Annotated in this window: 18 protein-coding genes and 1 riboswitch; of the genes, 12 read left to right on the forward strand and 6 right to left on the reverse strand. The window is 35.0% G+C overall.

Annotation, left to right across the window (positions count from 1 at the left end; genetic code table 11):
- Positions 1-127: 127 nt before the first annotated feature.
- On the reverse strand, positions 128-1627 hold the full coding sequence (locus tag HMPREF1639_RS02460) for an IMP dehydrogenase (protein ID WP_036762916.1): 1500 nt from the start codon (positions 1625-1627) through the stop codon (positions 128-130).
- 210 nt (positions 1628-1837) lie between these two features.
- The gene (locus HMPREF1639_RS09020; RefSeq protein WP_036762918.1) at positions 1838-2575 is read right to left on the reverse strand and encodes a metal-dependent hydrolase; all 738 of its coding nucleotides are present in this window, start codon (positions 2573-2575) and stop codon (positions 1838-1840) included.
- 181 nt (positions 2576-2756) lie between these two features.
- Between HMPREF1639_RS09020 and HMPREF1639_RS02470 the strand changes: the two genes are divergently transcribed.
- The 5 genes from HMPREF1639_RS02470 to HMPREF1639_RS02490 all read left to right on the forward strand — a co-directional run bounded on the left by HMPREF1639_RS02470 (position 2757) and on the right by HMPREF1639_RS02490 (position 7399).
- A complete protein-coding gene (locus tag HMPREF1639_RS02470) occupies positions 2757-4430 on the forward strand; it encodes a ribonuclease J (RefSeq protein ID WP_036762920.1) in 1674 nt (557 codons plus the stop codon).
- A gap of 196 nt (positions 4431-4626) precedes the next feature.
- Complete coding sequence (locus tag HMPREF1639_RS02475) at positions 4627-5259, forward strand: site-2 protease family protein (RefSeq protein WP_036762922.1); 633 nt, start codon at positions 4627-4629, stop codon at positions 5257-5259.
- A 13-nt stretch (positions 5260-5272) separates the two neighbouring features.
- Entirely contained in the window at positions 5273-6019 is a 747-nt protein-coding gene (locus HMPREF1639_RS02480; protein WP_036762925.1) for a segregation and condensation protein A, read from the forward strand.
- 1 nt (position 6020) lies between these two features.
- Positions 6021-6551, forward strand: a complete 531-nt coding sequence (gene scpB, locus HMPREF1639_RS02485; RefSeq protein ID WP_036762927.1) for an SMC-Scp complex subunit ScpB — start codon at positions 6021-6023, stop codon at positions 6549-6551.
- A gap of 98 nt (positions 6552-6649) precedes the next feature.
- On the forward strand, positions 6650-7399 hold the full coding sequence (locus HMPREF1639_RS02490; RefSeq protein ID WP_052045386.1) for an NAD-dependent protein deacylase: 750 nt from the start codon (positions 6650-6652) through the stop codon (positions 7397-7399).
- A gap of 89 nt (positions 7400-7488) precedes the next feature.
- Here the strand turns inward: HMPREF1639_RS02490 and HMPREF1639_RS02495 are convergent, their stop codons facing one another.
- Positions 7489-7929, reverse strand: a complete 441-nt coding sequence (locus HMPREF1639_RS02495) for a MarR family winged helix-turn-helix transcriptional regulator (RefSeq protein ID WP_036762929.1) — start codon at positions 7927-7929, stop codon at positions 7489-7491.
- Between the two features lie 316 nt (positions 7930-8245).
- Between HMPREF1639_RS02495 and HMPREF1639_RS02500 the strand changes: the two genes are divergently transcribed.
- Both HMPREF1639_RS02500 and HMPREF1639_RS02505 read left to right on the forward strand, forming a co-directional pair.
- Positions 8246-9739, forward strand: a complete 1494-nt coding sequence (locus HMPREF1639_RS02500) for an SH3 domain-containing protein (RefSeq protein WP_242847259.1) — start codon at positions 8246-8248, stop codon at positions 9737-9739.
- 100 nt (positions 9740-9839) lie between these two features.
- Positions 9840-10009, forward strand: a riboswitch (Lysine riboswitch).
- A 114-nt stretch (positions 10010-10123) separates the two neighbouring features.
- Positions 10124-11884: a Na+/H+ antiporter NhaC family protein gene (locus HMPREF1639_RS02505; RefSeq protein ID WP_036762933.1), complete on the forward strand. Its 1761-nt coding sequence runs from the start codon at positions 10124-10126 to the stop codon at positions 11882-11884.
- A gap of 176 nt (positions 11885-12060) precedes the next feature.
- On the opposite strand, the gene HMPREF1639_RS02510 is transcribed toward HMPREF1639_RS02505, so the two are convergent.
- Positions 12061-12498 carry a hypothetical protein gene (locus HMPREF1639_RS02510; protein ID WP_036762935.1) on the reverse strand — a complete coding sequence of 146 codons (438 nt, stop codon included), beginning with the start codon at positions 12496-12498 and terminating at the stop codon, positions 12061-12063.
- A gap of 231 nt (positions 12499-12729) precedes the next feature.
- Between HMPREF1639_RS02510 and HMPREF1639_RS02515 the strand changes: the two genes are divergently transcribed.
- The 3 genes from HMPREF1639_RS02515 to trxA all read left to right on the forward strand — a co-directional run bounded on the left by HMPREF1639_RS02515 (position 12730) and on the right by trxA (position 15147).
- Positions 12730-13404 carry a response regulator transcription factor gene (locus HMPREF1639_RS02515; RefSeq protein WP_036762937.1) on the forward strand — a complete coding sequence of 225 codons (675 nt, stop codon included), beginning with the start codon at positions 12730-12732 and terminating at the stop codon, positions 13402-13404.
- Entirely contained in the window at positions 13391-14650 is a 1260-nt protein-coding gene (locus HMPREF1639_RS02520; protein ID WP_036762948.1) for a sensor histidine kinase, read from the forward strand. The genes HMPREF1639_RS02515 and HMPREF1639_RS02520 overlap by 14 nt, the downstream gene beginning before the upstream one ends.
- 179 nt (positions 14651-14829) lie before the next feature.
- Positions 14830-15147, forward strand: a complete 318-nt coding sequence (trxA, locus tag HMPREF1639_RS02525) for a thioredoxin (RefSeq protein ID WP_036762939.1) — start codon at positions 14830-14832, stop codon at positions 15145-15147.
- A 197-nt stretch (positions 15148-15344) separates the two neighbouring features.
- On the opposite strand, the gene HMPREF1639_RS02530 is transcribed toward trxA, so the two are convergent.
- Positions 15345-15851, reverse strand: a complete 507-nt coding sequence (locus HMPREF1639_RS02530; protein WP_036762942.1) for a dihydrofolate reductase — start codon at positions 15849-15851, stop codon at positions 15345-15347.
- 123 nt (positions 15852-15974) lie between these two features.
- Positions 15975-16808: a thymidylate synthase gene (locus HMPREF1639_RS02535; protein ID WP_036762943.1), complete on the reverse strand. Its 834-nt coding sequence runs from the start codon at positions 16806-16808 to the stop codon at positions 15975-15977.
- A gap of 406 nt (positions 16809-17214) precedes the next feature.
- Here HMPREF1639_RS02535 and HMPREF1639_RS08920 point away from each other — a divergent pair, with 406 nt between their 5' ends.
- Complete coding sequence (locus HMPREF1639_RS08920; protein ID WP_052045388.1) at positions 17215-19077, forward strand: cell wall-binding repeat-containing protein; 1863 nt, start codon at positions 17215-17217, stop codon at positions 19075-19077.
- Between the two features lie 212 nt (positions 19078-19289).
- Positions 19290-20483 (forward strand): iron-containing alcohol dehydrogenase, encoded by a 1194-nt coding sequence (locus tag HMPREF1639_RS02545; RefSeq protein ID WP_036762945.1) that lies wholly within the window; start codon positions 19290-19292, stop codon positions 20481-20483.
- Positions 20484-20531 lie beyond the last annotated feature (48 nt).

Below are 20531 nucleotides of genomic sequence, written 5' to 3' on the forward strand. Positions count from 1 at the left end.
TTTTGTTACCATCAACGCTATATATTATAGAACCAATAACTAAAAGAGGAGGTCGGCATTCGTGTACTTGTACTAGAATGATCAACCTCCTCTTCTTGTAAATAGCCTTTTTGGCAATTATTTTTAATTATAAGTTTCTGTTATCCTTTAGCAATACGTCATGAGCGCCACCTTCTATTATAGAAGTTGAAGACACGACAGTTAGCTTGGCCTTTTTCTGCAATTCTGCTATTGATAAGGCACCACAGTTACACATAGTTGACCTAACTTTTGATAGGGTAAGACCAACATTGTCCTTCAGAGAACCAGCATAAGGAACATAAGAGTCAACACCTTCTTCAAATGAAAGTTTCTTGTCTCCACCTAGGTCATATCTCTGCCAGTTTCTAGCTCTAGCAGAACCTTCGCCCCAGTATTCCTTCATATATGAACCGTTTATATTAACCTTATTTGTAGGTGATTCATCAAATCTAGAGAAGTATCTACCTAGCATTACAAAGTCAGAACCCATAGCAAGTGCTAGAGTTATATGATGGTCATAAACTATACCACCATCTGAACATATAGGTATATAAATACCAGTTTCTTCAAAGTATTCATCCCTAGCCTTGGCCACATCGATTACTGAAGTTGCCTGACCACGTCCGATACCCTTCTGTTCCCTAGTGATACAGATAGATCCACCACCGATACCTATCTTTATAAAGTCTGCTCCAGCCTCAGCCAAGAACCTGAAACCTTCTCTATCAACTACATTACCAGCACCGATCTTTACAGTATCTCCGTATGTTTCTCTTATCCAACCTATAGTCCTAGCCTGCCATTCTGAATGTCCTTCAGATGAGTCTATACACAAGACATCAACCCCAGCTTCCAGTAGGGCAGGAACTCTCTCAGCATAGTCTCTAGTATTGATACCAGCACCTACTACATATCTCTTAAGCTTGTCATGTAGCTCTAGAGGATTTTCCTTGTGTGAATCGTAGTCTTTTCTGAATACCATGTATACTAGCTTGCCATCTTCATCAAGTATTGGAAGAGAGTTTAGCTTGTTGTCCCAAATTATATTGTTTGCTTCCTTTAGAGTTACATCCTTAGGTGCAGACACTATATGCTCCAATGGTGTCATAAAATCTGCAACCTTGGTGTCAGGTGACATCCTGCTCACTCTATAGTCCCTACTAGCAACTATACCTAGTAGCTTTCCTTTTGCAGTTCCATCATCAGTTATAGCAACTGTAGAGTGACCTGTTTTTTCCTTTAGGGCAAGTATGTCTGCAAGAGTATTTTCTGGTGTTAGGTTTGAATCACTAACTACAAAACCTGCCTTGTGCATTTTCACTCTTGAAACCATTGCTGCCTGGTTTTCAATTGACTGTGAACCGTATATAAATGAAATACCACCCTCTTTAGCAAGGGCTATAGCCATCTTGTCATCAGAAACAGACTGCATGATTGCAGATACTAGAGGTATATTCATCTTGATAGCAGGTTCTTCACCCTTCTTGAATTTAACTATAGGTGTTTCTAGACTTACATTTGCAGGGATACAATCAGCTGATGAGTACCCTGGTACTAATAAATACTCACTAAATGTCCTAGATGGAGTATCAAAATAAAAAGCCATTAATTATCATCTCCTTATAAAAATTATATTTACTTAAACAGACCTGATATATTTCAAAATAAAAAAATATATGGTATAAAATAAGAGCTAGTATAGCACTTAAAATACCTAAAGTCAATAACACATGATTATATTATAACAAATTTTTTTGGCATATTAAAGTGAATAATCAAAATATGCTAGACAAAATGTCATCATTGTGCGTTAAATCTACAGCTTATAAGCTAGGCTAACAAGTAACACAAATGCCAGAATTAAAATTAATACTTTTTCAACAAGATTACAGGTAAAAGAGCCCACCCTCAAGTTAGCAAATCTATGGTACTTGTTGCTAAAGGGAAGAAATAGTGGAACACCCCTCTTGGTTGCCATATCAAAGACCAGATGACTGGCATAGGCAATACTAGCTGGATAGGCTAGGTTTTTAGGACCACCATTTTTCTCTATACATGTAAACAAGGCAAATACTATCAAGATAGCTAATAAACTGTGACTCATCCCCCTGTGTTTCAGAAGGGGATATATGGCCAATACGAGTGTTAAAATCGTGTATCCAGGGTTAAAATCGTATAAATACATACTTGCTGTTATTAATAAAAACATAGCCGAGATTACTAAGGACCTAATTAGGCTAGATGTTAACCATTTAGAGGTAAATATAGTGAGTAGCAGGGCTAAGATGGTAGCAATATATAAATTTATCCCCGTTCTTAAATACATATAGAAGGATATAATTGCAAATAAAAAAAGAATTGCAGAATGAATTTTTTTTGTTATATCCTTGCTGATAAGTTTGTTGAGTACATTTGAATTGGCCTCGTCTATGTCTGGAACAACTGAACAAGCCATGACAACCGGTAGGCTAAGTGGAACAATTGGCAAACCGCATAAGATAGTTATTTCCATAGTTGCCAGTGTACCAGCTATTAAATGTGTTCTACTCCTCATGAAAAAACCTTTCTATATAAGATATTAATCTAGTAATTCACTAAATATATTTAATAAATTATACCATAAATCAGCCTATAGTGTAGATAATTGCAAAAAAGTATTTTAATTTCCATAATTTGTGGTATTATAGTAATAGATGTTTTGTGTTCGTGAAAAATAATAGAAGAGGAGATAAATTTTGGCAAAAAACAACAATAATGAAAAAATAAAGATTATACCCCTAGGCGGTCTTAATGAAATCGGGAAAAATATGACCCTTATAGAGTATAAGGACGAGATTGTAGTAATCGACGCTGGACTTAGCTTTCCAGAGGATGAATTACTAGGTATTGATATAGTAATACCGGATATTCTTTACCTGATGAGAAATGTACATAAGGTAAAGGGGATATTTATTACACACGGTCACGAGGACCATATAGGAGCTATTCCTTACTTATTAAAAAAGATTAACGTACCTGTCTACGGTTCGCCCCTTAGCATAGAACTGATAAAAGTAAAATTAAAAGAACATAGAATAACAAATGCTAAATTAAACATCGTAGGACCAAGACAGCAAATAAAGCTAAAGAATATGCAGGTGGAATTTATAAGAGTGAACCACTCCATACCAGACGCCTATTCAATAGCAGTACATACTAACCAGGGTGTAATATACCATACAGGAGACTTCAAGGTTGACCTGACTCCTATAGATGGAGAAATAATGGATATACACAGGATTTGTCAGATTAGTGATGAAGAAGGAATTCTTTTGATGATGGCAGATTCTACCAATGCGGACAAGCCTGGCTCTACTATGTCTGAGAGAAGTGTGGGTGCTGGTTTAGATGACCTATTCAAGAGAGCCCAGGATAGTAGGATAATAGTGGCTACTTTCGCATCTAATATACATAGACTACAGCAGATAGCTGATGTTGCCAAGACATATGGCAGGAAGGTTGCCGTGTCTGGTAGGTCTATGGTAAATATTTTGGGTGTGGCTAAGGAATTGGGTTATTTGAGTTCAGATGAGCATATTATAGACCTAAATTCCATCCACAAGTATAAAGATAATGAATTAGTAATAATCACAACAGGATCCCAGGGAGAGCCTATGTCAGCCTTGGCAAGAATGGCTAACTCAGAACACAAAAAGGTGGAAATTAAGAAGGGTGACCTAGTAATAATTTCTGCACATCCCATCCCTGGAAATGAAAAGACGGTTTCAAAAGTAATAAACTTCTTGCTTGAGAAGGGTGCTGATGTAGTATCAAGCGATATAGCCGATATACATGTATCGGGCCATGCAAGACAGGATGAATTAAAATTGATGCAGGCTATAGCCAAGCCAAAGTTTTTCCTACCAGTCCATGGTGAATACAAGATGTTGAAGAGACATTCAGAATTAGCCAAGGAAGTAGGAACAGACCCTAATAATATATTTATCATATCCAATGGTGATATATTAGAAGTTGACAAGAAGTCTGCCAGAAAGAATGGTAGAGTTCCATCTGGTAGGGTCTTGATAGATGGCCTAGGCGTAGGTGATGTAGGCAATATAGTATTGAGAGATAGAAAGCACCTATCTGAAGATGGTCTAATGACTATAGTGGTTACCCTTTCAAAGGAAGACGGAAGGATTCTTGCTGGTCCAGATATCATATCTAGAGGTTTTGTTTATGTAAGAGAGTCAGAGACCTTGATGGACGGGGCCAAGGATATTGTAGTAAATATCTTCAAGCAATGTGAAGCCAAGAAAATCAAGGAATGGGCATACATCAAGAATACTATTAAGGATGAAGTAAAAGAGTACTTGTATGTGAAGACTAAGAGAAATCCTATGATACTGCCAATACTAATGGAAGTCTAGGTTACAAGTAAAGATAAAATAGAAAGTGGGGCTGGTCCTCACTTTTTCTATATGAAAAATAGTAAGCGATTATAAAGCTAAAGATGTTATAATATAAAAGAAAAGAGTATAATACGTAAAGATGGATATAGATAAACTATTTTTATCGAAGTAGACGAATTAAATCCATTGCGTATGAGAGGAGTGAATTTTATAGATGAATTTTAGTTTTTTAAATAGTATACCAGAGTTTTTTTCGACGATACTGGGCATACTATTTGCAATATCTATCCATGAATTTGGTCACGCCTTTGTGGCCCACCTGAATGGAGATGACACAGCCAGACGTGCTGGCAGGATGAATATTAATCCTATGAGCCATATCGACCCATTTGGTATGTTGATGATGTTTTTGGTTCACTTTGGATGGGCAAAGCCTGTTCCAGTTAACCCGTATAATTATAGAAATGAAAAAATAGGTAATATAAGTGTCTCACTTGCAGGTATAGTCTTTAATTTGATATCTGCCTTCATATTTGTGATGATATATAAATTTTCAAATGAATGGGCAATACTAGGATTTATAGATCAAGAGACTATGCTGATGATAACTAGGTCTTTAGTCATGTATAATGTTGGATTTGCAGCCTTTAATATACTACCCATACCACCTCTTGATGGATGGAGTTTAATATCTACCTTTTTACCTAGGGAAACTGTATACAAGGTATATGAATATTCTAGATATACATTTTTATTATTTATAATTCTAATGATGACTAATATATTAAATGTAATCTTGAACCCAATTTATACATTGTTTTTCAAGATAGTTACAATATTTGTCTAGCAGGGGGTAGGAAGTGGATTACAGTATACAGACTAAAAAATATGAAGGACCTATGGAGCTTCTATTTGACCTTATCAGCAGGAACAAGATAGATATAAGGGACATATCTATAGTTGAGATAACGAACCAGTATATGGAATATGTAGACCATGTAAAATCAATAGACATGGACCTAGCTAGTGACTTTATTATGATGGCTGCTAGACTTTTGGAAATAAAGTCAAGGTATATTCTATACCTAAAAGACAAGGGACAAGATAGTCAGGACCCGAGACAGGAATTGGTTGACCAGATAGAAGAGTATAAAAAATACAGGCAAATAGCTGAAGAACTAAAGGATAATATAAAAGAATATGACAATAGGTTTTATAGAGAACCTCTAGACTATGATTTAGAAGAAGATGAAGAGCTACTTGATTTGTCAAAGGTCAATTTTGAAGAAATAAGGTCAATCCTTCCCAAATTGTTTAAAATATTAGAAAATATTGAAGAAAAAGACCAAATTTTAGAAGAAAGTTCTAATCTTAAGAAAATAGTAGAAAATAAGAATATATCTGTAGAAGATAGAATAGCTTCAATAAGGTCAAAAATTGCCAGTTGTGATAAGATTAGTTTCATGGACAGTATAGAATATGAGGATAAAAAAGAATTAATTGCGAGTTTTCTAGCAATACTGGAGCTCATAAAGCTGAAAGAAATAAAAATCATTCAAGATAGCATTAATGATGATATAATAATTATTAAGAGGGAGGATAAATGATTTGAGAAGAAGTCAGATAAAAAATATAATAGAAGCTATCCTGTTCTCATATGCAAAACCGATTAGTATTGAAGAATTAAATATGGCTATAAATGAAGAGTTATCACCTAAGGAAATAGAGATAATGCTATACAAGTTGATAGATGAGTACAAGGAAAATGATAGGGGCATACAAATAATCAGAATAGAGGACAAGTTTCAAATGTGCTCAAATGAAGAATATGCCTCTTACATAAAAAAAATAGTTGAGCCAGGAAAAAAGAGGTCTTTAAGTCAGGCAACCCTAGAAACCCTAATAATAATAGCCTATAAACAACCTGTTACCAAGAATGATATAGAGGCAATTAGGGGGGTAAAATGCGACAAGGTCTTGAAGACCCTAGTTGATAATGGCTTAATATATGAAGCTGGCAGACTAAACAAAATCGGTAAGCCTATAATATACAAGACAAGCCAAGAGTTTTTAAAGGTACTAGAAATACAGTCTCTTGATGATCTACCTAAATTAAGTCAGACCCAAGAAGCTCAATAATGTACATTATAAGGGGATTTGATTAAGCATATACTGTAGAAAATAATATAAATTAATTTCCTAATTTATCAAGAATAAAATTGTAGGGAGGTAGTTAAATGGAAACTTTAGAAGAAAAGATCATATCCTTGAGAGGAATGGTTAAGGATTCAAATAATATAGTTTTTTTCGGTGGGGCAGGTGTTTCTACTGAATCTAATATACCTGATTTTAGGAGTTCAGACGGATTATTTAGCAAAAAGTTAAATAAACACTTTAGTCCTGAGCAGCTAGTATCTCATACTTTTTTTGTCCATTATCCAGAAGACTTCTACAAATTCTATAGGGAGAACCTAATATATAGGGATGCAAAACCCAATAAGCCTCATATAGCTCTAGCAGACCTGGAAAAGAAGGGGAAATTAAAGGCGATAGTTACTCAAAATATAGACGGACTCCACCAGATGGCAGGTAGTAAAAATGTATTTGAATTGCATGGAAGCGTAAATTCAAATACTTGTTTGTCATGTGGCTACAATATGGATCTAGAAGAATTTTTAGGTCTTGATGGCATAGTAGCAAAATGTCCCAAGTGCGGCGGTTCAGTAAAACCTGATGTAGTCTTATATGAAGAATCGCTAAATGATGACACAATCAGAGGGGCTATAAGGGCTATTTCTCAGGCAGACATGCTAATAGTAGGAGGAACTTCCTTGGTAGTATATCCTGCTGCAGGATTTTTAGATTATTTTAAGGGTAAGTATATAGTCTTAATTAATAAGGCAGAGACTGGTTTTGATAAGAGGGCAGACTTAGTGATAAATGATTCAATAGGTAAGGTACTATCTAGTCTAGTAGATAGCCTATAACCAGCAAAAAAGACACCGTATCTCCACAGGGAAATAGGTGTCTTTTTTGAATACTAGCCAAGTTCGTATCGACTAATATAGGCTTAATATTAGTATAGCTTTTCTGCAGTTTTAACTAAAACAGACAAGCTTTTTTCCAAGTTTTTCTTGAACTTTTCGTCGAATCCACTCATATTTTCAACTAATGTTGATGTAATTCTGAATTCTTCTTCCTTTAAAACCTTTCTACCATCATCAGTGATACCATAGAAAGTATTTCTTCTGTCTCTAGGATCTTCTTCTCTAAAGACATAACCAGCTGTAACCATCTTGTTTAGCAAGATGCATAGACTTGATGTAGATACATAAAGGTCTTTGCTTAGGTTTTTCAGCTCGATTTTTTCGTACTTACTAATCTGCTGCAGTGTAAAGAACTGCTTTGAAGTAAGTTTCTGGATTTTCTTCATACCTGTATTTGTGACATTCTTAATCAAGTTGTCAAACCTATTAAAATTTTCAAGTAAAAGAAGTGCTAAATCCCTATCTTCCATTTTTTGCCTCCTTTTGTTAAAATAATTAAAACATCGACAATCAACATGCCAAATTTTCTACTGAAATGCAAAATCAAAAAGCACAAGTTTTTTTATAATACATTTCACTTATTAACTATATCATATTTTAAACATAAAATAAAGTTTTTTTTTTAATAAAATAGACCAAAATAAAATTTATTGGAAAAAGACTGAAAAATACATAATGTATGTGTTAAAATTTGATAAAAATCATAAATATGTTACTTTTTTGTAACTTGTATTATTTACAAACTTGTAATTATTTGCTATAATGATTACAGTACTCAGAAAGGGAGTGTTTTTTTTGAATATAAAAATAGGTTTATCGGCTTTGGCTGCCATACCGCTATTCGGTGCTACGGTCTTTGCAGCCGGACAAGTTGGAGTAATTAATTACGAATACGTAAATATAAGAGTAAATCCAGGATCAAATGAGGGTGTAAAATTTGTCCTAAAAAAAGGGGATGAAGTTGAAATACTGTCCAAAAAAGACGCTTGGATTAATATTAAATTTAAAAACAAGGAAGGTTGGGTTCAGGAGTCAGCCGTAGTTGAAAAAGCTGATGTTGAGCATAATATCAAAACTAGCCCAGCCAATATCAGTAAAGTGGTTAACAACGATATATTGAACTTTAGGAAGGCACCTAATACTAAATCTGGCATAATTCAGGTCTTGAAGAAAGGAGAACAGGTTACCGTTCTTGAGGAAGGTGCAGGTTGGACTAAGGCTAAATATAAGGGTAATATTGGTTACTTGTCAAGTAGATTTTTATCAAGTACATCTTCTTATTCCAGCACAGGAGCTAGTGCAGGTAGCAAGATGGAGGTACTTGCGAATAATTTAAGTATCAGAAAGTCTGCTAATTCCATGAGTGAAAAGATAGCAGTTTTAAATAAGGGAGATTTAGTAGAATTTATGTCTAGTTCAAATGGATGGAATAAGGTTCGTTTTAATGGACATGTAGGATATGTGTCTTCATACTATCTAAAGCACACCAAAGAGGTAGAAAATGTAGATGAAGAGGTAGAAAATGTAGATAAGGAAAATAAAAATTTGAAAAATGTTTCTCAAGGTAATACCAACTACATAGATATGGGTATGAGTCTTGATGAGCATGTTGATATGCAGATGGCCAAGACTGTAAACACTTTGACTGTTGGCGGTTGGAGAAAAGTTACTAGAGATGAATTGAGAACCTATATGGATCCATCAAATTACATGGACCCTTCAACTGTAATGCAGTTTGCCTTGATAGACAGATACACAAATGATATTACTGCAAGTCAGCTAAATGCATATTTTGCTAGATATTGCAGACCAGGTAGCATTTTTTATAATCAGGGGCAGGCCTTTATAGATGCAGCACGAAAAAATAATATAAATGTTCTCTACCTAGTAGCTCATTCTATGATAGAAACAGGTTATGGTACTTCAAAGTTGGCTCAGGGAACTGTATACAAGGGAAAGACTGTTTACAACTTCTTTGGAATTGGTGCAGTTGATGGTAATGCCTTGGCAGGAGGTAGTGCTACAGCCTACAATAATGGTTGGACTAGTGTTGCGGCTGGTATAGATGGTGCAGCATCATGGATATCTAGTAGGTATATACATAGTAGCAAGTATCATCAAAATACGCTTTATAGCATGAAATGGAATCAGAATTGTATGTATCACCAGTATGCTACAGAGGTAAGATGGCCTAGTGCTATAGCTAATAAAATGGCTGACATAGCATCTTATTCCAGCAATATTGGATCTATAAGTTACAATATACCTAGATACAGGTAATTATAAATTTTTCTAAAGAAAAATAAAAAAATATTAAAAATAAAATTAAAAAAGTCTTGCAAGTTTTTAATTTTTAGTGTATACTTACGTTAGTAATTAAATAGAAGATAGAGGAGCATTTGTTATTAGTACTTGAGAAAAAGGGGTAAAGCACTCACAAGGAAAGGAGCAATTGCCGAAGCATACAAACAGCTTTAGGTTTGTATCGCTGGGGGTACGTAGAATATACGTATCACTGTCACAAGTATTTTGTGTTGGGCTATCATTTGAGTATGCTTTTAAGCGCCTCGGGTGTCCATCCGAGGCGCTTTTATATGCTTTGATGTCAAAAATCTTCTATAAGGAAATATTACGCAAAACAATTATAATTTATAGGAGGTTATTATGAACAGAAGGAATTTAAGAATCTTATTCATCACCCTGATGATGACAATCATGATGGCAGTGCCATCACATGCTGAGGAAATTGACAAGATAGCACAGGCGAATTCACTTAAGTTAGGTATTATAACAATCATACCGCCGTTGCTAGCAATTGTCCTAGCCTTTATAACAAGAAACGTTGTTATATCTTTATTTTTAGGAGTAATGTCCGGATCATTGATACTACAGCTATCAGGTGGTAGCGGAGTCCTATCAGGAATAGTATTGGCTTTCCTAGATTTCATATCTAGGGCCCTAAACTCTCTGGCAGACCCATGGAATGCAGGTATTATATTGCAGGTATTATGTATAGGTGGAGTAATCAACCTAATTGGTAAGATGGGTGGCGCCAAGGCCGTAGCTGAAGCCCTTGCAAACAAAGCTAAGTCTGCAAAGGGTGCCCAGACAATTTCTTGGTTATTGGGAATACTAGTATTCTTCGATGATTATGCAAACTCACTAATAGTTGGTCCAATAATGAGACCTGTATTTGATAAGATGAATATTTCAAGAGAAAAGCTAGCCTTTGTAATAGATGCTACAGCAGCTCCAATAGCTGGTCTAGCAATTATATCTACTTGGATAGGTTTGGAAGTAGGTTTGATACATGATGCATTTAACAGTATCCACGTAAATACAGATGCATTTGGTGTATTCTTATCTACTATACCATATAGATTCTATAACATATTAATTTTGGCCTTTGTACTGATTACTGCTTATATGGCTAGGGAATTCGGACCAATGAGAAAGGCTGAATACGTGGCCAGAAGAAGAAAGAATGTTACAACAGACCTAGACCAGGGTGTTGAGGAATTAGATGATATGGCACCAAAGGAGGGTGTTAAGCTAAGTGTTTGGAATGCTATTATACCTATAGGAGTCCTGATAGTCAGTTCTCTAATAGCCTTCTATTATAGTGGTTATTCAACTATTATGGGCGGTGAGGATGCAAGCCTTATAGCATCAATTAATGCTAGTCCGTTTTCTTTCTCATCAATCAGGCAGTGTTTCTCATCTTCTGATGCGTCAGTTGCCCTATTCCAGTCTGCTATATTTTCATCTATAGTAGCTATAATAATTGCTAAGGTTAAGAAGATATACACAATGTCAGAAGCTATAGAAGTTTGGGTAGATGGTATGAAGACATTGATGATTACAGGTGTTATACTTATTCTTGCTTGGTCCCTAAGTTCAGTTATCAAGGAAGTTGGAACAGCTAAGTTCCTTATAAGATACTTATCTGGATCATTGCCACCATTCCTACTACCAAGTATTATATTTATATTAGGTGCAGTAATATCATTCTCAACAGGTACAGCTTATGGTACAATGGGTATCCTAATGCCACTGGCAATACCACTAGCTCACTCACTATCTCCAGATATGAGCTATGTAGTAGTAGCAACATCAGCTGTATTGACAGGTGCTATATTCGGTGACCACTGTTCACCAATATCAGATACAACCATCCTATCATCTATGGGAGCCGGTTGTAACCACATTGACCACGTTAATACACAGATGCCATATGCAATATTTATAGCAACGATTACAATATTATTTGGATATATACCAGCGGGACTAGGTCTTCCATTCTATATCGTACTACCTTTAGCTATAGCAGTTTCTGCAGTTGGTTTAAGATTTATAGGTAAGAGAGTTGATATTGAGGACAAGGATTTAGAATCAAAGTTGGCTAAGGAAGGTATACACTTCTAATTCGAAGGCTTGATTGACTAGGATATTTTAAATAAGATATATAAATAATTTGAATTTATAGGACTGATAGCAAAAAATCCCCCCATATGGGGGATGGCTTATCGGTCTTTTTTATTTAAGTAAATTGCCTATTTTGAATATATTTTGTATGTTAATTTTGGCATATAATATGTTTCTTAATATAGGTCCTTATGTTGATTCAAATATTCTTTGACTATTTCTGTAAGAAGGTTACCTTTTTTCTGTGATATATTGCTAGCCAAAGTAGAAAAGTTGTCCCACACATCCTTGTCTATAGTGACACTGACTCTTTTGGGTTCCTTTATAATATCCTCTTCTATTTTTATATTCGTTTTTCCTATACGATTTACTTGTTTCAGAGGGGCTCTGTCTTTGACTGACATGTACCAATCATATACTTCACACAACTTATCCAATTCATCTTGGGTAAAGCTAACCCTTCTAGTTTTATTTTCTCTTTTACTTTTGCCTTCATTCTTAGATTTTACAGTTTTTTTTGCTCTCGTAGTTTTTTTTGAACCTGAAGATCTTTTAGAAGCTGTAGATTTTTCTGGTTGAAAGAGCTCTTCGAAAGTTATTTGTTTATTAGACATGGCGGACCTCCTTTATTATTTCCTGATTATTATATCATACAATATGGTGTGTTTGCATGGATATTTCATACTATTAATGATAAAATAAGGTATGTATGGTATTTTAATTATAATTGATATGTGATTAATTTATAAAATAAAATTGAGCCTATATAGACAATGGTTAAACTGAGCATTTTAGTAAGCCCTAGCTTGGTCATGTAATTATAGGGAATGAATTGGGAGGAAATGATGAAAATACTAATAGTTGAGGATAATAAGACTATACAGAAGGATATAGAAAATGAGCTATCAAAGCACTTTGACACAGAAACTTGTGGTGATGGTGAAGAAGGATTGTACCTTATTTCTCAAGGTATATATGACCTAGTAATATTAGATCTAATGCTGCCAAATATGGATGGTATAGAGATACTCAAGCAAGCTAGAAAAGATGGTATAGACACACCGATTTTAATATTAACTGCTAAGGAGGCACTTGATGACAAGATGGAGGCCTTTACACTTGGAGCCAATGACTATCTGACAAAGCCCTTTTATATGGATGAATTAGTAGCAAGGGTATATGCTATTTTGAGGACTAATGGACGTATAAAAGATAATAAATATCTAGAGTTTAAGGATCTAAGAATAGACTCAGAAAAGAACAGTGTATATATAAATGATGAAGAAATTGAGTTACAAAACAAGCAGTTCAAGCTTTTAGAATACTTTGTCTTGAACAAGGGATCAATCTTACTCAAAGAGCAGATATATGATAGGATATGGGGAATAGATTCAGATGCTACAATAGAAATTGTAGAAGTATATGTGAGTAACCTAAGAAAAAAACTATCAAAGTATGACTATGATAAATTCATAAAAACTAAGAGAAAGGTTGGATATATATTGGATGATAAACAATAATGTTTTTGACAGAACCAAGAAAAAATTGACCATGACCATAATGTGTGTTGTGGAGATTTTCATGATTTTGGTAAGTTGTTTTATATATAACTATTTTAAATTCAGTGTAATTAGTGGAATAGATAACAATATAGCTGAAGAGTACCACTTTGTCAAAAATCAATTCAAGAAGGACTCAATTATGAACCCAATAAGTCTCCAAGATCCAAAGGATATCTTGTATATCTATGAGGATAAATCTATATTATATTATACAAGAAATAGGTATTTTGGAATTAGTTTACCAACTAATAATATGGGTAAAGAAGATGGATTTATTTACGAAAATGTAAATGGTTATAATTTTAGGAGTCTAATAGTCAAGGAAGACAACAATTATAGGTTCAAGATAATGAGAAATATTGATTCTGAAATATTGAGTATGGGCAATATGCTAACCCTTTTGATACTTGTTGATACTATGTCTTTACTATTAGTTTATGTAATTGCTAGGTACCTATCCAGTAAGGCCCTCAAGCCTATAGAAACATCCTGGAATAATCAGGTGAAGTTTGTTCAAGATGCATCACACGAATTAAGGACACCAGTTGCCATAATCCAGTCCAAGCTGGAGTCATTATTGAAACAGCCGGATGTCGTTATAGAGGAAGAGGCTGAGACCATAGCAGTAGCAATGAGGGAAACCAGACAGCTAAAGAAAATGATAAGTGAACTACTGTCCTTAACTAAGGAAGAGTCTATTGTCAAGCTCAATATAGAGAGGGTTGATATAGAGGCCTTGTTTAAGGAAACTTTTGAAAGTTATATTGAAATTGCAGACTACCAGGAAAAAACTTTTGATTATCAAATCAAGATGAAAAATAACATAATCTACACAGATAAAAATAAGTTAAACCAGTTAATTAGAATATTTGTAGACAATGCCTTCAAGTATACCGAGACTAGTGACAAAATATCAATTACCGCTAGTGAGAAGGGCAGGGACAGGATTATAATTTTAATTGAGGATACTGGTATAGGTATATCTGACAAAGACCAAAAAAGAATCTTTGAGAGGTTCTTTAGGAGCGACTCTGTAAGGGCAACTGAGGTAGAGGGCTCAGGTATTGGTTTGTCTATAGCCAAACTAATAGCCATAACTCTGTATGGAAATATAAAGGTCAAGTCTAAGCTTGGTCAAGGTACTAGTTTTACGATTGACCTGCCAAGAGGTAAGGAAATAAAATCAAAGTCTAAATCAGATTAGACCATACAAACAAACCATATAAGTATACCACTTTGCTATAAACTAACTAATAATTAGGCAAAATATACAAAAAAATGTTTTAAGTGTATTTTTTCAGGTATCATAATAATATTAGTATACTTAATCAAAAAAATTTGGTAAAATATAATTTGATGGAATATAATTTAGGAGGAAATAAAATGGCAAATGTAATTAATGCACAGGATTTTGTAAAGAACGTAAAGGAAAATGATGGAATAGCAGTAGTAGACTTTTTCGCTACTTGGTGTGGACCATGTAATATGTTGGGACCAGTTTTCGCTGAAATAGCTGAAGAACAGAAGGACTCAGCATACTTCGCTAAGGTTGACGTAGACCAGAGTATGGAATTAGCCCAGGAATTTGGAGTAAGCACTGTACCTACAGTAGTATTCTTCAAGGGTGGTAAGGAAGTAAGCAGAGAAATAGGTTTTATGCCTAAGGAAAAGATTGAATCAATAGTAGCTGGACTTAAGTAGTATCATACTTACTTTGTGATTTGAAAATTGAAATATTAGATGGATATATATAGCTATATCTCGATACATTTGGAGGTTAAGCATTCCTTATATAGTAAGGATGCCTAGCCTCCATTTTTTGTTCAAACGATTCGTCTGCTATAAAAGATAGTACATGAAAAAATAGAGAACTATCCTTACATTGTAGCCTCATTTTATTACTTTAGCCTATTGTAGACTAAAAACCTATACCTAGGAGCTTTTTCAGGAACTATATAGTCAGACCTAGATACCTCAGTCCAAATGTCCCTATCTATCTCAGGGAAAAAGCTGTCTGCCTGGACAGGCTGGTCTTCATCGATTTCTGTAATATATAGTCTGCTGGCTATGTCCATAAACTGCTTGTAGACATTATCGCCACCACAGATAAATATATCTTCGTTTGGATTATCAAGGGCATACTTGATGACCTCATCCTTTGAATGGAGACTATAGGCATTTTCATAGTCATCAGATCCCCTAGTAAGGATTATGTTTTTTCTGTTTGGAAGAGGTCTCTTTGGAAAGCTAAAATATGTCTTCCTACCACATACTATGGTATGGTTAAGAGTAGTTTCCTTGAAGTACTTTAGGTCTTCCTTTAGGTGGTAGAGCATACCACCATCAATGCCTATTGCCCTGGTATTTTTCGTCATGGCAACTATCATATATATATTATTAATCATATTTAAACCTCCGATTCATCTTAATTTATAATAATTTTTATATTAGTTGGGATATAGCATAGATTTCATATGCCATATCCCTTGAAAATCCTATTTATTTGTAGGTAAGAGTTGAACTAGTATTTATATAGCTAATTCAAACTTAAAATTAGGCTTTACAGGATTGTAGTTTTCCATGGTAAAATCATCTATAGTGAAATCATAGAAATTAGTCTTCTCTGGATTTAGGACTAACCTAACTGATTCGTGGCCTTCCTGTGGCTCTCTAGCTATCATTTCCCTTATCTGGTCTACATGCCTATCATAGATATGGGCATTGTTGACATAGTGGCAGAAAACGCCTGGTTCTAGTCCTATGTGTCTAGCAACCATCATCTGTAGGGCTACATACTGGATCTTGTTGATGGCATTGGCAACAGCTACATCCGAAGACCTCTGTATAAGTGTCATATCAAGATATCTATCCCTTACAGACCACTGTGTTTCCATAGCACAAGGGAAGAGACCTGCTGTTTCATCTAGGTCGGCTTCCTGATAAAGGTTGATTATATGCCTTCTACCATACGGCTGGTTTTTAAGGTTTTCTAGGAGCTTGTCCATCAGTTTGTATCTCTTGACAGTGGCACCATACCTCTGACCGATAGTCCTATCACCTAGATCCCATTCATCCCACCAAGTGATACCATACTTGTCTTTAAGTAGGTCCAGATTATTGCTCTGATCTTGGTATATCCACAATATTTCCTTGATACCTGACTTCCAGGCAACCTGTCTAAGCGTAACTATAGGTAGTTGGCCCTTTGATAGGTCATATCTTTCAAATACCTGGTTTACAAACATTGTATGAGATGGGGTACCATCCGCATATTTTGGTCTTACCTTTTCACCCAAAGTATTATTGCCACTATTTAAAATGTTATTACAAAGTAATTGTAAATTCTTATCTGCTATTGTCATTATTTCCTCCTCATTTTGTAACTTCTAAAAGCTAAAAGCTTAAAACTCAAAACCTAATGAAAAACTCTACTTACTTAACCTAATTTGAATTTTGAGTCAAAAAACATATAATAGTATTTTACCACATATTAGCAGAAATTATAGACAAATGAAATTAAAAAAAATATTATTACAGGAAAAAGTATCTTACAGATACCATGTAAGTTAAAAGTGTCATTTTTATTACATTTTTTAAAATAAATTGGTATATTAGCTGAAAATAATTAGAATTGTAATAGCAATGTCACTTGAAAATAATTTGGTATATTTATATACTATACTTAAGGAATAATTTTTAAGTTTACTCTTCTAAGATAAGAGAAACTTCATCTTGAGATTATATTTTTATTATGTGAGGTGGGATAATATGAAAAAATTGATGAAGAAGACAGCAATGGTTGTAGCAGTAGGAGCAATGATATCTACAGCTACAGCACCAGTGGCCTTTGCTCAAGACCTAGCAACACAAAATATTAGTGGTAGTGATAGGTTTTCTACGGCTGTAAAGATTTCGCAGTCAGGATGGGGCCAGTCAGACACTATTATATTGACAAATGCAAATGCAGTGGCAGACTCTCTATCTGTTGCACCCTTGGCTAGCAAGCTAAGAGTACCAGTTTTGTTGACACAAAGCTACAGCCTAAATGATGCAACTAAGGCTGAAATGGAAAGATTAGGAGCTAAAAAGGTCCTAATAATAGGTGGTCAGGATTCAATATCTACAGGCCTAGAAGACAGTCTGAAGGCATCTTCACTTGAAGTAGAAAGGATACAGGGATCTAGCAGAGAAGAGACTTCCCTAAATATAGCAAAGAAACTAAAGGAACTCAATACAGAAAAGTTTGAGGCGGCCTTTCTAGTAAATGGACACAAGGGACTAGCTGATGCTGCAGGTATCGGTGCTATAGCTGCTAAAAAGGGTGCACCTATCCTCTTTACATCTAATAATAAGGTAGAGGAAACTAGGACGAACTTGGGACAGCTTGGTATAGATAATGTATATGTGATAGGAGGAAACCTTAGTCTAGTAAATGATTTTGACACTATAGCAAGTAGCGTTGAAAGAATTGCCGGTCCAAATAGACAGGAAACAAACCTAAGGATGGTAAATAAGTTCAATCCAAATCCTTCTACAATATACCTAACAGATGACGGTGCAGTTAAGCCAACAAGGTTGATAGATGCAGTACTTATAAATTCTGGTATAATAGCCAGCAATGGTCAGGATACTAATGCTAAGCAAGGTATAGAAACAGTAGGTGCTGACCAGGCAGCCAAGTCTTCTAACTTATCCGAAGGGGCAGTAGTCCTAGTAAACTCTAATAACGGTCTATCATTTAGTCAGTACAAGAGTCTATACAGTATGGACAGTATTAGTGGTCTTACTCAGGTGAGTGGTGGAGATACATTATCCAATAGTATGTATATATTGGCAAATTTCATGTACAATAAGGGTGATGCCAAGGCTGACCAGGCATTTGACAGACTAATGAAACTAGAAAACCTAATAGCAGAATATAATATTGATGGCACAAAGAGGCAAATAGATGGAAAGCAGTTCTTGGCAACAGCAAAAGTGGATAACTCATTTAACCTAACATATGATAGGCAGAGGATGGAATACCTGCTTAAGAATATGGATAGGCAGACACCTGCTGGGAAGTCAGGCCAATACTACGCCTACTGGAAAAATAATGATGTTGTAATATCACAGCAGACTCAGGTGAGGACAATGGACCTAGCTTACGAGTTAGATAGGTTGACAGGTATTCTAAAATCTGGTTTGTCAACATATAATATCAGTCCTAAGTATTCAGTTACAAATTCCAGTAATATACCTGCAAAAGCAGTAAACATTGGTAACAAGTATGTAGAAATTGATATAAGCCAACAGAGAATGTGGCTGAGGGAAAATGGATATGAAAAGTTAGTTACCCCTGTAGTTACTGGTAATCCAAACAAGGGCATGGCAACACCTCCAGGTATATTCAAGGTTAGGAGCAAGATGAGAAATGTAGTCCTAAGAGGTCCAGGATATGCATCTCCTGTAAAGTTTTGGGTTCCATTTAATGGTAGCATAGGCATTCATGATGCTTATTGGCAGCCTGTATATGGTGGAAATAGGTATCTATATGCGGGATCTCATGGATGTGTAAATACACCACTATCAAATATGGCCTATTTATATCCAAGAATTAGTGTAGGAACACCAGTAATAGTACATAAATAGCATTTGTTGTAAATATATTTACGATAATATATTTACGGTAATATATTTAGAAAAACAAAGTAAGTATCAAAAAATTCAGAAAATTTATATTTTGATATTTACAAATACTAGGTAAGGGTTTATAATATTAGTAAGGATTTTGTCAGGATAATAACAATCTCCTTACTAATATTTTTTTTTGAAAATTTATTTATATGTGGAGGAAATATTATATGTGGGAAAAAGACATTAACATCAAGGAAATTAAGGAAATAAGAACAAAGACTACTGCCTATGTTGGTGTAGGAGCTATTGAAAAATTCAATGATATAGCTAAGGAAATGGCAGACAAGGGTCTTGACAGTGTTCTAATAATGACAGGTAGAGGAGCATATAAAAAGACAGGTGCTTGGGATGTAGTTGAGAAAGCTCTAAAAGAAAACAATATAAAATATGTATTGTTTGATAGAATCACTCCAAACCCAGAGCATAAGGATGTAGACCAAGCTGTAGTAATGGCAAAGGAAATCAATGCCAAGGCGGTTATCGGTATAGGTGGAGGTAGCCCAATAGATGCAGCCAAGTTTGCAGCTATACTACTTGAATATCCAGACAACAAGGCAGCTGACCTATGTAAGTTTACACTAGTTCCAGAAAAGGCTGTTCCAGTAATAGCTATAAACCTAACTCATGGTACAGGAACAGAAGTTGATAGGTTCGCAGTTGTGTCTATACCAGAGGAAGAGTTAAAGCCAGCCATAGCTTATGAGTGTATATATCCAATGTATGCAATAGATGATCCAGGTCTAATGACTAGCTTGTCAGAATTCCAGACAATGTCAGTATCAGTAGATGCAGTTAATCATATATTTGAAGCATCAACTAGTATAGTTGCAAATCCATTGAGTATACTACTAGGTAAGGAAACAGTTAGACTAGTACATGAATACCTACCAAGAGCTCTAAAAGATGGTTCAGACCTAGAAGCTAGATACTACCTAGCATATGCGTCAATGATAGCAGGTACATCATTCGATAACGGTCTACTACATTTCACTCATGCCCTAGAACATCCACTAAGCGCAGTTAAGACTAGTTTGACTCATGGTTTTGGTCTAGGTATACTTTTACCAGCAGTAGTAAAGCAGATATTTGATGCTAGAAAAGAAACTATCCTAGATATATTTGCCCCTATTTTTGGAGACAGAAAGGATATAGATGCAGAACAGGCGGCTAACCTAGTAAGAGAATGGTTGCATTCTATAGGCTTGACTCAGACTCTAAAGGATGAAGGTTTCACAGAAGCAGATCTTGATAAGCTAACTGATCTAGCCTTTACAACACCATCACTAGACGGTTTGTTGGCATGTGCGCCAATCGAAGCTAGTAGAGAAGTTGTAAGAACTATATATGCAGAATCTTTATAAAGATATAATTTTGGTTCTTTGTCAACTAGCGTTGATGAATAAAATCCG

This window comes from Peptostreptococcus sp. MV1, assembly GCF_000758885.1.
Taxonomy (GTDB): Bacteria; Bacillota; Clostridia; order Peptostreptococcales; family Peptostreptococcaceae; genus Peptostreptococcus.